The organism is Synechococcus sp. RC10B2 (assembly GCF_047502635.1).
Map to the genome: position 1 here is coordinate 1 of NZ_JANSHO010000068.1, position 13,382 is coordinate 13,382.

Here is a 13,382-nt window from a genome sequence, read left to right on the forward strand (position 1 = left end):
AAGTTGGTTTGCTAAGTGCTGCTATTGTACCCCTTGAGCCCTTAACAGGCTGTATGTCAGCATTATGGCATTGAGTTTATCGAGGTAGAGGAGGCGTACAGCTCGCAGGCAAGCTTCCTAGATGGAGATGGGCTACCTAGTTATGGTGAAAAACCCGACGGGTGGAGACCCTCTGGAAAGCGTGTCAAGCGGGGCCTGTACCAAACGGCAAAGGGGTGGTTGGTCAACGCTGAGGCAAATGCTGCCGCCAACCTGCTTAAGAAAGTCAGCAGAACCTTGGGGCTTTGCGTGAAGGAACTGTCTAGAGGCGCTTTGACAACGCCGTTACGGGTTCTTTTGTGGACTGCGTAAGAATCCCCCGCCTTCAGGCGGTGGGAGTGTCAAGACTGCGGTCGCCTCCGTCGATAGTCTCGATGGGCCAGATTGAAGTAATCCTGAGTTGGATGCTGAGGAGTAAATCGGTGGGGATTCACAAGCAATGGCTCAAATAGCCCGCTAAAAGGTTCGGATCCCTGCCCTCTGCTGTCTAAGGAAAGAGCATACAATTGAGGAAGACTAGCCCCGTGATGGACACGTGAACATGCTGAAACGAATCAGTCGAAGCTGCCGGCCCCTGCTGGCCATTGCCCTGGCTTTGATCTTGGCCTTGGCCCCCGTCAGTGCCGTCTGGGCGCGCAGTGGTGGTCGCATTGGCGGTGGCTCTTTCCGCTCTCCGACCTTCTCTGCCCCCCGCTCTGTTGGCCCCCGCTCGGCTCCGGTGTACCCCAGCTATGGAGGGGGGTTCGGCTTTCCCCTGGTGGTGCCCTTTTTCTGGGGTGGTGGTGGCGGCCTGCTGACACTGCTGCTGCTCATCGGGGCAGGTAGCTTTCTGGTGCGCAGCCTGCGCTCGGCTGTTTCCGAAGATGGCGACGAGGGGGTTGCTGACCCGCCAGTAACCCTGGCTCAGGTGAAAGTGGGCCTGCTGGCCAGCGCCCGGCAACTGCAAAAAGACATGAACGCCCTGGCTCTGGAAGCGGATACCCAATCGCCGGAAGGGCTGAGCCAACTCCTGCAAGAGGTCACCCTCGGCTTGATGCGCTACAGCGACTACTGGGCCTATGGCCATGCCCAAGCAGAGAAGCTGCCTCTCTCCCGCGCCGAGTCTCTGTTCTACCAAGCCTCTTTGCAAGAGCGCAGCAAGTTTAGCGCCGAAACCCTCAGCAACCGCAACAACCAAATCCAACAGGTTCCCCAAGCGGTCCTTAAACGCGCTGCTGCCGGGATCCCGGATGTCGGCGAGTATCTGGTCGTTACTCTACTAGTTGCGTATCGCGGCAACTTAGGTACACTACCTGTAGTTAAATCTGCGGCGGATCTGCGGCAGTGCCTGCTGCAGTTGGCCTCCATTCCGGCGGAGCGAATTGTGGCGATCGAAGTGCTGTGGACGCCGCAGTTGGAAGGAGACACCCTGTCGGCAGAGGCGCTGTTGACCGAGTACCCGGAAATGCGGCTCCTGTGAGAGCGCTGGAGTGAGGAGACGGCTGCTGTCGGCTAGGGGTCTCGCCGCCAAGGGAGGTTCTATGTCCGGGTTTGATGCTTCGGCAGACAGGAGCCGTCGTTCTCCTTGGGCTGTATTGCGTTACAAGAGTCAAGCAGATTCCCTGCTGGATGAGCTGCTTGAGGATTTGGAGCACAGCCTTGAAGAAGGGCTGGTGGAAGAGTACCCCTATTGGGGCACGCGCCCGCCGCTGCCTTTGCGGCGCTCTTCTATGGCCTCAGGGATCCTACTGGGTTTGGCCTTGGCGGCCACTCTGGTAGCAGGGCTAGCCTTCTGGACGACCCTGCGCCGCCGGGCGGGAGTCTTTTCTCAGGCCAATTCTCCTTGGCTGAGGGATCCTGTGACTGAGGCCTCCGATTCTCCCAACTCGGATTTCCGGCTGGCCCAGGAACAGGAACCATCTCGGCCCCCAGAGGCGGGAGGTAAAACTCCTCGAGATCCCTCTGAGGAAGTTTCGTCTCAGGAGCCACCTAGGATCACCTTAGCCGAGCCAGAGGCGAAAACAACCCCCGTAAGGCCGCCAGCGGCCACCGCTCCTACCCCTGCAGCGGCAACCAGCGCTTCTCCTCCCTCCCTCAGGTCTGCGCCGGTGCGGATCCCGCCTCAACCGCCGCCGCAGATGAAGCTGGTGGGGTTGATCCACGATCCGGGCGATCCCAAGGCTCTGATTCTGATCGACAACGTGGTGCGACAGGTGCCGGTTGGCCAGGCGGTGAAAGCAGAGTGGCGGGTCACCTCCATCAGCCCCTACGGGGTGAGGGTAAGCAATGGCGCTCAAAGCGTCACCTTGCAATTGGGGTTGTCGCAACGGCTCTAGATATCTCTCTTGACATCTGGAGAGGGATCCCTGTGGAAAGTTGGATCAAATCGAAAAAGGGAGAAGGGGCAGATGCAATTTACCAAGCTGGGGCGAATGAGCCGCTGCAGAGTGGGGTTGGGCTTGGCTTTGGGGTACCTCTGTCTTGGTCTGTTCGCTTGTCGCCGTGCGCTCCCCTCCTCTGGCTCTCCATCGGGGATCCCACCGGCCTACGCCCATCGCCCGCAACTGCAGGGCAAGGCGCTGGTGGAGCTAGAGGTGCAAACTGCTGAGGGAGCGGGCAAGGTGATCTTGGAGATTCACGGGGAGGAGGCGCCCCTCACGGCTGGCCAGTTTGTGGATTTGGTGCAGCGGGGCTTTTACAACGGTCTCACCTTCCATCGAGTGGAGAAAGATCCCCAACCTTTTGTGGTGCAAGGAGGGGATCCGCGGGGAGATGGCACCGGTGGCGCTACCGAGCCGGGCAGCAACCGCCTGCGCACCATCCCTTTGGAGATTCAGGTGCGTGGGGAGCCTCACCCCCGCTACAACACCTTGATTGAGGATCCCATCGCCCTGAGCAAGCTGGCCTTGCCCCATCGCTTGGGCGCGGTGGCCATGGCCCGTTCTAGCCCGCTGGATTCGGCCTCTTCCCAGTTTTACATCGCCCTCTCTGCTCTGCCGATCCTGGATGGGCGCTATGCGGTGTTCGGCTATGTCACCAGTGGCATGGAGTGGGTGGAGCGCCTGCAGGTGGGGGATGTGATCCGCTCGGCGCGGGTGCTGGAAGGAGCGGACTTGCTGCAGGTTCCCGGATCTCCAGATTCAACTGCAAACTAGGGACCTCGGCGGCTTATGATGGGCTGCAGCCAGGATTTGCTTGCTTGGCTGCTTTTTCCGCCTTCATTCTGGCCTTTTGCCTGGGGAGAAGAGATTTTCGTGCTCCTGCCCTCCCCGCCAACGGCACCAATCTGCCCGCGCCCCTTCATGTACCAAGATGCCTTTTCTCCCCTAGACGAGCTGCCACCTCACTCGCCGCCGGAGGTAGATGTGGAGCGGATGCTGCAGCAGTTGCAGGATCCGGATCCCCGTTTGCGGATGCAGGCGGCCCGCGCCTTCTGTGAGATCGAAGAGCCCCGTGCCGTGCCGTCCCTGTTGGCTCTGCTCAGGGATCCCTGCCCATTGGTGCGGGTAGGGGCGGCCTATGCCCTAGGTCGAAATTCGGATCCCTGTGAGGTGGAGCTGCTGATCGACAGCTTGCGCCGGGATTGGAATGGCTATGTGCGCAAAGGGTTGGTGTGGGCCCTGGGCAATGCCAAGGATCCGCGGGCCTATCCGGTGTTGCTGGAAGTATTGGCCGGAGATATCACAGCCGTGCGACTGTGGGCGGCCAGCGCCCTCGGACAATTGGCCCAAGCTCAGGTGTTGCCCGGCCCGGCCTTGCAAGAGGTGGCGGCAGCCCTCTGTCGGGGCTTGGCCCACGATCCGGTGGCGGCAGTCCGCGGCAACTGCGCCTGGAGCCTAGGGATCCTAGGGCAACATCTGAAGCCGGCGACGCCCTATACAGCTCTCTATCAAATGCTCACCAAGCAGTTGCTGGCCAGCGCCAGCGGCGACCCTGACTGGGGAGTCCAGGATGATGCGCGACTTGCCCTGCAAAAGCTGGCAGATCCGGATTTGTCTGGAAAAACTGGGTAACTTCGACTGACCTGGTCGAGCCCAGGCAGCTCGGCCCCAGAGCAAGCTAGGAGCGACGGCTTCAGCGAACCAGGTCAAGCAGCCAGGCAAAGTAGAAGCGGCTTCGAATGGTTCGGCGTTGTTGCACTTTCCAGCCCCACTCGGCCAGGTGGCCCACCAACGTCGCCTCGCGGTGTTGATAGGCGCGGGTGGTTTTGCTGGGGCCAGGGAAGAACTCCCCTACTTTCTTCAGCAGCGTCAGCCAGGGGGTTTTGGGAGCAAAACTGAAGATCAGGCGAGAGCGGGCCAGGCAAGTTAGGTGGTTGAGCATGCGCAGGGCGTCGGCTTCGGGATAGTGGATCATCACATCCAGGCAGACGACGACATCGTACTCCCCCGTCAGTTCCTCCAAATCCAAAACCTGAAACTGGGGGTTGTCTGTGGATCCCAGCTCCATCTGTTGGCGGCGACGCGCTTCGTTGACCATTTGCTCGGAAATGTCGCTGGCAAACACCTGCGCCCCTCGGGCGGCCAAAGGCAAGCTAAGGCTGCCCACTCCGCAGCCGGCATCGCAAATGCGCAGACCGGAGGGATCCCCCAGCCATTGCAACACCGTCTCGACTGTGCGGGCATGGCCCAGTCGAATATCTTTCTGGACAAAATTGACTTCCTCGTTGCCGTAGATGCGCCGCCAGCGCTCGAAACCGACGGTGTTGAAGTAATTGCGGACAATGGCTTTTTCTTGCATAGAACTTCCAGCTACACGACCTCCTCAGGGGCCTTCCTTGCCGATGCGGATACATTCTACCCCGAAGCCGCTGCCGCCACTCCCAGCGCCTGTCCCATGGCTGTATTAGAATTAACTTGCCTTCACTGGAATAAAACTCAATGACGGAAGCTGAGATTGCCCAGGCGTTGCAGGCTCGCTTGGCCGTCCCTGTCAAGATCGCCGTCAAGCGTCGCCAGGCTCACCTGCACGTTCTCCTCAACCGCTCCCCGCAAACCCAGCTCGACTATCCCCATCTCACCCAACAGGTGCGAGCCGCGCTGGAGGCGTTGGGCCTATCCGGCCTGGAGCAGGTGACGGTCTATGGGCGAGCGTCAGGACATTCCGAATACGAGTGGCAGCAAACCCAGCCGCTGCGGGATCCTCTCTTGAGCGCTGAGGAGACCACGCTCGTGCTGGAAAAGCAAGGCAACCGGCTGCTGCAGGATCTAACGCTGGTTGCTCCCGATTCCGCCGGCCCCCAGCCTGAGCCCAAAGAAAAGGGTCCCGGCCAAAAAGCTGCTGGCAAAGGCGGATCCCCTATTGCCTGGCTGTGGCCGGCAGGAGCAGTGCTGATGGTCGGGATGGCGGTGGCGGTTTTGCTTCTTTTCTTTCTCTAGAAAGCAGTCTGGCTGGGGATCAGGCCGGCTGTGGCGAAGGCCGGGATCCAGACGGGGCCGAGCGAGTCAATGCCGCCCTCTGCAGGGCATCCTGCAGCATCCGCTCCACCAGCTCCGTAAACGTCCAGCCCAGAGCTGCCGCCGCCTCTGGGCAAAGCGAAGTGGGGGTCATCCCGGGCAGGGTGTTCACCTCCAGCACCCAAGGGTTCTCGTCGGCATCCACCCGCAGATCCACCCGCGCCAGACCTTCACATCCCAACACCCGATAGGCCCTTAGCCCTGCCGCCTCGCAGCGGGCCAGCCCTGCCGCGCTGAGGGAACAGGGGATCAAATGCCGTGAGCCGCCGGGGGCGTACTTGGCTTCGTAATCGTAAAAATCTCCCTGGGCAGGGATGATCTCAATGGCCGGGAGAACCTGGCCGGAGAGAATGGAGAGGGTGATCTCCTTGCCGGGAATGTAGCGCTCCAGGAAGACCCGCGAGGAGACCGAGCTGGCCAACGCCAGCCCCTGAGCCAACGACACCTCATCCCGCGCAAGGCTAATCCCCACCGTCGAGCCGCTGTTGCTGGGCTTCACCACCAGCGGGGATCCCAAACGCGCCACACACTCGGCCCAGGAGAGCGGCTGCGCTTCATCCCAGACCAGCCACTCAGGAGTGGGAATCCCTTCGGCCCGAAAGATCTGCTTGGAGACCAGCTTGTCCATGGCCAGAGCGCTGGCCAACGGCCCGGATCCCTGATAGGGCAAGCCCAGCCACTCCAGCATCCCCTGCACTACCCCATCCTCACCGCCGGGGCCATGCAGGGCAATCCAGACGAAGTCGCAGCCTGCCTGCCGTTCCTGCCAAAGGCGCAGCGGCAGATCCTCCTCGGGGTCGATCAACTTCGCCCGATGCCCCAGATCCTCCAGCGCCCGCTTACAGGCTTTGCCCGTTACCAAAGAAACCTGACGTTCTGCCGAACGACCCCCTGCCAAGATAACAATGTTCATGGCTTAACCCCAAAGCACTCCCCACTCCCAGCAACCGGCACCAGGATAGCCGCATTCCCTCACTCTAACCTACGAAGGAGGACGGCGGCGGCGCAAAAACTCGGGAATGTCCAAGCCCCCGGATGCAGGGGGCTCAGGCTCAGGGGGCTGTCGAGGCGGTGGCTCAGAGCCAGAGGCAGTGGTCCTACGCGTCCCCACCCCCCCCTTGTTGGCGACCGAGGCTTTGGATCCAGAAGCGGCAGCCGACCGCGATCCGTCAAAACCGGTGGCGATGACGGTGATGCGCACCTCCCCTTGCATGCGCTCGTCCTGGACGGTGCCGAAGATGATGTTGGCTTCTGGATCCACTGCCTCAGCGATAATCTCAGCGGCTACCGTGACCTCGTGCAACGACAGATCCAGCCCGCCGGTGATGTTGAAGAGCACGCCCTTGGCCCCTTCGATGGAAGTTTCCAAAAGGGGAGAGGAGACGGCGGTAATGGCAGCTTCGCGGGCGCGGGACTTGCCGGATCCCATGCCAATGCCCATCAAGGCAGTGCCGGCATCGGCCATCACGCTGCGCACGTCGGCAAAATCCACGTTGATCATGCCGGGGATGAGGATGATATCCGAAATGCCCTGCACCCCCTGACGCAAGACATCGTCCGCGACGCGAAAAGCCTCGTGCACAGGAGTTTGCTCAGAGATCACCGAGAGCAGCTTGTCGTTGGGGATCACGATCAGGGTATCGACCGCCTCCTGCAGCGCTTGGATCCCTTCTTCGGCCTGCTTGGTGCGCCGCTTGCCCTCAAAGGAAAAAGGCCGCGTCACCACCCCCACCGTCAGGGCACCGCTGGCCTTGGCAATCTGGGCGACGATAGGGGCTCCACCGGTGCCCGTGCCCCCTCCCATGCCGGCGGCAATAAAGACCAAATCTGCCCCTTTGAGAGCCGCTGCAATTTCTTCGCTGGACTCTTCGGCGGCTTTCTGACCAATGGCCGGGTTGCCGCCTGCCCCCAGCCCGCGGGTTAACTTTTGCCCGATTTGCAGGCGGTTCACCGTTGATGTCGAGCACTGCGCAAGGGCCTGAGCATCCGTGTTGATACTCCAAAACTCAACACCCTTGAGGTTGCTGGCCGCCATCCGACTGACCGCGTTGCCACCTCCACCCCCCACGCCCACCACCTTAATTTTCGCGGCATTGCTCAGCATGTTCTCCTCTGGATGAGCCGCTGCCTTGGTCTGGGCTCCGTTTCTTTCATACTCGACCTGAGAGTCCTCCCCCGTGTAGCGCTCACTCCAATGGGAAGGCGTTGACTGAGTTTGCTCCAAGCCTTGCCCAGGACTGGGAGGATGGAAGTCTGACCAATGGTTAGATGGCATGTCAGCCCTCAAGATAGCTTAATTCTGGCAAATATCGAACATGCTAGCTGATTTAATATAAGGCAACTCTCTTCAGATGCCAACGGTGAAGACGTTTGCGGATCTTCTAGCTAGGCGAATGCAGCCCCCAAAAAGAGCCTCATCCGGATAATCTGGGCGCTTTCATGTTTCGTACTTTGCCTATGAATCTTCTCTCGCAGTTAAGCTTCCTCTTTTGTACAAGCGAGGTTCCTATCGAAGGGTACGTATTCCCGAACACCTAGTAGATAGAGCCCAAATTAGGACGAACTGTTGCCCCCAGCGCGCTTCGGTCGGAGCTGAGCTTGCGCTTGCCTAAAAGCTAACTTTGCGTTTTCTTTTCGGAGTATTCGAGAATACTCACCCCTCCCAATTCGAGCCTGGCAGACCAACCGCCAATTTTTGCCGATTTTTAATGCTGAGGTTTGGGTATTCTGCAAACTACCCCACGGCTAAAGCCGAAGGCTTCTGCGCCGAAAGAGCCGGTGGGGGGGTGCCGTCGGGGATCCGCGCCATGGGCTTAGAGCGGCTGCAAATGGATCTCGGCGTTCAGCCGCTGGCACAGGGATCCCCCTGATCCTGCGCCGTCGTCCTGCTGGCCAGGGCCTCTACCACTTCGTCGGAGTTGGCAGTCAGCACCACAACGGGGCGCTCGCAGGCGAGGGGGAAAGCGTGCCAGGTGCCGCGGTGCAGCAGCAGCCCGTGCCCAGGGGGGAAGCGCAGGGCTTGCACTTTGTCTAGGTCGGGGAGGGTTTTGGGGGGAGCCATGACCATGATGAATGGCTCCTGTCCCAAGGCTATAAACACATACGCAGGTGGCGCTCCGGCAGAGCACGGCCGGGTAGCCGGGCAGGATCTTGGCGGTGCGGATGACGGCTTTGCCGGTGTACCAGCAGTCGATCCTAGTTTTTTTCGGGGCAGCCGAAGAAAGGGAGGAGCAGGCAACGGTTTTCTCACCCCAGTCTGAGTCTCTGCGGGCCTTATTCTGGTGAGCTGGGCGAGTTAAACTGCCTCTCGATGATGTGGCAAATTTGCCTGGCAGCGGTGCCGTCGCCGAAGGGGTTTTGAGCCTGGGCCATGCGGGCGTAGGCCTGGGGATCCGTGAGCAATTCTCGGGCCGCCTCCAGGATCTTTTCGGGATGGGCGCCCACCAGGCGGGCGGTGCCGGCAGCAATCGCCTCAGGGCGCTCGGTGGTCTGCCGCAGCACCAGCACCGGTTTGCCCAAAGCTGGCGCCTCTTCTTGAATGCCGCCGGAATCGCTGAGGATGAGAGTGCAGCGCTGCATGGCGCTGACCCAGCAGGGATAGTCCAAGGGCTCGGTAAGAAAAACTCGCTCCCGGGATCCCAACAGGGCCTGCAGGGGCTCTCGCACCGCGGGGTTGGGGTGGAGAGGCAAGAGGAGGGCCGTGTCGGGGAACTCCGCCAAAATCTGCAGCAGAGCCTGGCCGATGGCTATTAAGGGATCCCCCCAGTTTTCCCGCCGGTGCACAGTAACCAACAAAACCCGATAGCGCCCCCAGTCCAAGCCAGGGATGGGGCAGGGGATCCCAAGCGCAGCTACCTGTAGCAGGGCATCGATGACGGTGTTGCCCGTGCAATAGATAGAGCCGATCACGCGGCTTTGCTTCAGGTTATCCACCGCTTGCGGCGTGGGAGCAAAGTGCAGGCTGGCCAACTGAGAAATGAGACGGCGATTGGCCTCTTCGGGAAAAGGGTGGTAGAGATCGTCGGTGCGCAGGCCGGCTTCCACATGGCCTACTGGAATGCGTTGGTAAAAAGCAGCCAGGGCAGCGGCAAAGGCGGTGGTGGTATCGCCCTGCACCAAAACCAGTTGGGGCCGCTGCGCCTGCAAGTAGGGTTCTAGACCCCGCAGGGTGGCTTCGGTGATGTCGGTCAGGCTTTGGCGGGGACGCATGATCTCCAGATCCCGATCCGCCCGTAGGCCGAAGAGCCGCATCACCTGATCCACCATCTCCCGGTGTTGCCCTGTCAGGATCACCTCGGTGCGCAGGTGGGGACTGGCCCGCAGGGCCTGGATTACCGGAGCCAGCTTAATGGCTTCGGGCCGCGTGCCCAAGATCACAGAAACCAGAGGAAGGGAGGTCATAGGCTCAAGGGCATCGGCGCCTGGGGGAAGCGAGCAACTCTGGCCCCGCTCCAGACAGATCGGCCGTCAAATCGGGTTTTGGAAAGGCCCTGACTGGGATCGGAGGCTCCCGCCTGCCTGGTTCTCAAGTTACGGCAGCACAGCCTCTGTAGATGGGGATGTTTCCGGGGCCAACTATAGGCAAAGAGAAACCAGCAGAGGGCGCTCCCCCCGATCTTAACCCCCGATTGCTCTACCTTTTGCTTCGCCGAAGCCAGCCCTGGGCAGGGATCCGGCAAAAAACATCAAAACCAAACAGCGCTGCTCGCTCCCTGCCCACCTCGCCCAAGTGGGCCCAGAGGCTGCCGGGCCGGGGACAGTTACCAGGGCCTCTAGATCCAGCCAAAAGCCTGGAGAGACAGGAATCCGTATCCGCCCTCTTCTACTGCCCTCCAATAGCTTGCCGAGGGCTATGGCTCGCCGAAACAAATTGCGCAGGGGCGGAGAGACTCTTAGCGGCGTTTGATCCGTGGGTATCTTGCATGTCGTTCGATGGTTGCCTCAGAGGGGCTGAGAGCCCAAAGCTGACCCCGAGCCTATATCCAGCCCATCTCATCACAAACGAGGGTAAACACCGTTGCACAACTGGCCACTAGCAGCGATATAAAGGGCGGCTGGCCATGAGCCATGCAAACAGCCGCTGCCAGCGAAGCGCCCACAGCAGCAGAAAAAGTGCGACCTGCCCAGTTGCCTTTGGAGGGTTTGTCAGAGGGATTAAATTTGTTAAACATTTTGACGCAAGCAATGGGGTACAAAAGGGATGATTCACAAGGATTTCGCCTCAGGCTATCACTCTCAGATGAAATTTCGGCGGGATTCAGGACTATTCTCAATACTTCTTCGCTTAGGCTTCAATCTTTCGTAAAATTGCGCTAAGGTATTCGTAGTCGTCCCGCAACAGCGAGCTCAACTGCCGCCCTGCTTGCACCAACCAGTGGCGATCCCGGTTCAAGATCCGGTAAGTCTGACGGATGACAGCGGCCACCAACTCGTCGCTGGGGATCCCGTTGACACGCAGCAGGGTGCGCAAAAACTCAAAAGAGCGGCAAAACTCCCTTACCTCGCTTTCAGAGCAGGGGTAAACTGGCTGGTGGATCTGGGGCGGGCGCGGCGGCAGATACTGATAAACCCGCCCCCCGCCAACGAAGCCGACAATGGCAGCGCGGAAATCGCTGCGCAACATGGCGAAAATCTGGGGTTGCTGCTCCCGCAGTTCCCGGGGGGAGAGGCCCAAGGCCCTGGGACGGTGAACGGTGTCGATGGGAGTGATGGCGGCATAGCAGACCACTCCATAGATCCAGTTGCCGGTCTCCTCGTCTTGCGAGCGGATCCAACTGCCGAGGGCGGGCAGGGGCGGGAAGCTCAGGCGTTCTGGCTCTAGGCACTGGGCCACAAGGGTGGTGGTGTTGGCCTCCACCACTTCTCCCAGGGCAGAGGGGGGTGGGGAGATGGCTTGGGATCGCATCCTTCCTCCGCTTTCTCAAGGCCAATGGCTGGGAGGTCGCTCTGGGGTCGCGGACAGAGGGGGCAAGCGGGAATGGAGGCAGGGCCGCTGCTCAGCTCTCCAAGGGCAGCCCAGAGCCAGGTGAGGAGGGGGGCAGCGGGGGTTCTTCTGCCGGCTCTGTCTGTTGGTAGCGGGCCTGGGCCCGTTGCAAGGCTTCCCGCACCACCGCAAAGCCAGTGCCTCCAGCGCTGAGCCGCGCGGCCACCACCTGGCGGGGATCGATGGCCGCAAAGATATCCTCCTCAAAGGCTCGATGAAAGCTTTTCCACCGCTCCAGGGGCAGATCTTTGAGCAGAATTCCCTCTGCCACACAGGTACGCACGATCTGACCCACCAGATCGTGGGCGGCGCGAAAGGGGATCCCTTTTCGCACCAGATAGTCGGCCACGTCGGTGGCGTTGGAGAAGTCTTCCTGCACCGCGGCCTCCATGCGTTGGGTTTGGAATTGGATCCCTTCCCGCAGCAGGATGGTCATCGCCTCCAAGCAAGCCTTCACAGTATCGACGGTATCGAAGAGCCCCTCTTTGTCCTCTTGCAAATCTTTGTTGTAGGCCAGGGGCAGCCCCTTCAAGGTGACCAGCAGAGCTTGGAGATGGCCGAACACCCGCCCTGTCTTGCCCCGCACCAATTCCAGCACATCGGGATTCTTCTTCTGGGGCATGAGGCTGGAGCCCGTGGCACAGGCATCGGTGAGGGCGACAAAGCCAAACTCCTGGGTGGCCCAGAGGATGAGCTCTTCCGAGAGACGGCTGAGATGCACCAAGATCAGGCTGGCGGCAGCGTGGAACTCCACCAGGTAGTCCCGGTCGCTGACGGCGTCTAGGCTGTTGGCACTGATGCGCTCAAAGCCCAGCAGATGAGCAACCAGTTGCCGGTCGATGGGCAAGGAAGTGCCGGCCAAGGCCCCGGAGCCCAGGGGACAGACGTTGACCTCTTCCCGCACCCGTCCCAACCGTTGCCAGTCCCGCCAGAGCATTTCTTCATAGGCCAAAAGGTGGTGGGCCAAGCTGATGGGCTGGGCCCGCTGCAGGTGGGTGTAGCCGGGCAGGATTGTCTCCACATGCTGGCTGGCCAAGTCCAACAAAACCCCCCGCAGCTCCCAGAGAGCCTGCCGGATGGTGTCGATTTCATCCCGCAGGTAGAGGCGCAGGTCGGTGGCCACTTGGTCGTTGCGGGAGCGCCCCGTGTGCAGTTTTTTGCCCACTTCCCCCACCAAGGCCACCAGACGGCGCTCGACGGCGTAGTGGACATCTTCCGCCTCAGGGTCAGGCTGGAAGATGCCCTCGGCAACTTCCTTCTCGATCTGCTCCAGCCCCTGCCGAATTTGCTCTGCCTCTTCGCGGCTCAAGATGCCGCAGGCCCCCAGCATCTGCACATGGGCCAGGGATCCGGCCACATCGTAGGGCAAAAGGCGAATGTCGAAGCCAATGCTGGCGTTGAAGCGGGCAATCCTAGGGTGGAGGGATCCCGCAAAGCGTCCGCTCCAGGGGCGCGGGGTGGAAGGTGCCGTCGGCTTAGCCATGGGCTTGGAACGGGGAGAGAGATGACCACCACAGAAAGACTTGGCTGCAGTTGAGGCGGAAAAGAGCAAGCAAGGCAACGACAGCCAAAACGCCGCCACCTTGGGGCCAGGGAATCCGGGCGCCACCGCCTTTAGTGAGAGCTGGTGATGCTCTTGAGCATGTAGCCTGCCACGATCCCTATCAAAAGGGCCCAAATTTGGCCCGATTCCACGAAGTTGTTCCAGCCCTTGCGGATATCGCCCAGCACGTCCTGCCGGAACACCTGGGCGACGATCGCTTCCGTCTGCAAGGCCGGCGAGGCCGGCAAGTAAACTAAGGAGGGCTCAGAGCCAGAAGCAGTGGAGTGCATGCATGTACCTCAGGCAAAGGTCAACTGGGAAAGCGGGCCGCCACCTAAGTGGCCTCCCTAGCTAGAGGGTACCCTTAGTTTGAACCTTCGTA

The 13,382-nt window shown here is 60.8% G+C and carries 14 protein-coding genes; 6 read left to right on the forward strand and 8 right to left on the reverse strand.

Features of this window, described 5'->3' with window-relative positions; translation table 11 throughout:
* Positions 1-580 precede the first annotated feature (580 nt).
* The 4 genes from NW855_RS09970 to NW855_RS09985 all read left to right on the forward strand — a co-directional run bounded on the left by NW855_RS09970 (position 581) and on the right by NW855_RS09985 (position 4,031).
* Complete coding sequence (locus NW855_RS09970) at positions 581-1,498, forward strand: DUF1517 domain-containing protein (RefSeq protein ID WP_041438024.1); 918 nt, start codon at positions 581-583, stop codon at positions 1,496-1,498.
* Between the two features lie 61 nt (positions 1,499-1,559).
* Positions 1,560-2,354 (forward strand): hypothetical protein, encoded by a 795-nt coding sequence (locus NW855_RS09975; RefSeq protein WP_011429037.1) that lies wholly within the window; start codon positions 1,560-1,562, stop codon positions 2,352-2,354.
* 72 nt (positions 2,355-2,426) lie between these two features.
* Positions 2,427-3,173 (forward strand): peptidylprolyl isomerase, encoded by a 747-nt coding sequence (locus tag NW855_RS09980; RefSeq protein WP_011429036.1) that lies wholly within the window; start codon positions 2,427-2,429, stop codon positions 3,171-3,173.
* Positions 3,174-3,272: 99 nt separating this feature from the next.
* On the forward strand, positions 3,273-4,031 hold the full coding sequence (locus NW855_RS09985) for a HEAT repeat domain-containing protein (protein WP_414402754.1): 759 nt from the start codon (positions 3,273-3,275) through the stop codon (positions 4,029-4,031).
* 61 nt (positions 4,032-4,092) lie between these two features.
* Here the strand turns inward: NW855_RS09985 and bchM are convergent, their stop codons facing one another.
* A complete protein-coding gene (bchM, locus tag NW855_RS09990; RefSeq protein ID WP_011429034.1) occupies positions 4,093-4,758 on the reverse strand; it encodes a magnesium protoporphyrin IX methyltransferase in 666 nt (221 codons plus the stop codon).
* A gap of 140 nt (positions 4,759-4,898) precedes the next feature.
* Here bchM and NW855_RS09995 point away from each other — a divergent pair, with 140 nt between their 5' ends.
* Positions 4,899-5,396 carry a hypothetical protein gene (locus NW855_RS09995; protein ID WP_041438022.1) on the forward strand — a complete coding sequence of 166 codons (498 nt, stop codon included), beginning with the start codon at positions 4,899-4,901 and terminating at the stop codon, positions 5,394-5,396.
* A 19-nt stretch (positions 5,397-5,415) separates the two neighbouring features.
* Here NW855_RS09995 and NW855_RS10000 read toward each other — a convergent pair whose 3' ends face one another.
* Together NW855_RS10000 and ftsZ are read right to left on the reverse strand one after the other, a co-directional pair.
* Positions 5,416-6,387, reverse strand: coding sequence for a D-alanine--D-alanine ligase (locus NW855_RS10000; protein WP_011429032.1), 972 nt, complete (start codon positions 6,385-6,387; stop codon positions 5,416-5,418).
* A 69-nt stretch (positions 6,388-6,456) separates the two neighbouring features.
* Positions 6,457-7,578, reverse strand: a complete 1,122-nt coding sequence (ftsZ, locus tag NW855_RS10005; RefSeq protein ID WP_011429031.1) for a cell division protein FtsZ — start codon at positions 7,576-7,578, stop codon at positions 6,457-6,459.
* Between the two features lie 604 nt (positions 7,579-8,182).
* Between ftsZ and NW855_RS10010 the strand changes: the two genes are divergently transcribed.
* The gene (locus NW855_RS10010) at positions 8,183-8,344 is read left to right on the forward strand and encodes a hypothetical protein (protein ID WP_168173323.1); all 162 of its coding nucleotides are present in this window, start codon (positions 8,183-8,185) and stop codon (positions 8,342-8,344) included.
* Here NW855_RS10010 and NW855_RS10015 read toward each other — a convergent pair.
* The 5 genes from NW855_RS10015 to NW855_RS10035 all read right to left on the reverse strand — a co-directional run bounded on the left by NW855_RS10015 (position 8,317) and on the right by NW855_RS10035 (position 13,290).
* A complete protein-coding gene (locus NW855_RS10015) occupies positions 8,317-8,541 on the reverse strand; it encodes an ureidoglycolate lyase (protein ID WP_206336818.1) in 225 nt (74 codons plus the stop codon). The two genes, NW855_RS10010 and NW855_RS10015, sit on opposite strands and share 28 nt — an antisense overlap.
* Before the next feature lie 206 nt (positions 8,542-8,747).
* Entirely contained in the window at positions 8,748-9,875 is a 1,128-nt protein-coding gene (gene wecB / locus NW855_RS10020) for a non-hydrolyzing UDP-N-acetylglucosamine 2-epimerase (RefSeq protein ID WP_011429028.1), read from the reverse strand.
* An 883-nt stretch (positions 9,876-10,758) separates the two neighbouring features.
* Positions 10,759-11,379 carry a hypothetical protein gene (locus NW855_RS10025; RefSeq protein WP_011429026.1) on the reverse strand — a complete coding sequence of 207 codons (621 nt, stop codon included), beginning with the start codon at positions 11,377-11,379 and terminating at the stop codon, positions 10,759-10,761.
* 91 nt (positions 11,380-11,470) lie between these two features.
* Positions 11,471-12,940, reverse strand: a complete 1,470-nt coding sequence (gene argH / locus NW855_RS10030) for an argininosuccinate lyase (RefSeq protein WP_011429025.1) — start codon at positions 12,938-12,940, stop codon at positions 11,471-11,473.
* A 131-nt stretch (positions 12,941-13,071) separates the two neighbouring features.
* Positions 13,072-13,290 carry a hypothetical protein gene (locus NW855_RS10035; RefSeq protein WP_099812611.1) on the reverse strand — a complete coding sequence of 73 codons (219 nt, stop codon included), beginning with the start codon at positions 13,288-13,290 and terminating at the stop codon, positions 13,072-13,074.
* Positions 13,291-13,382 lie beyond the last annotated feature (92 nt).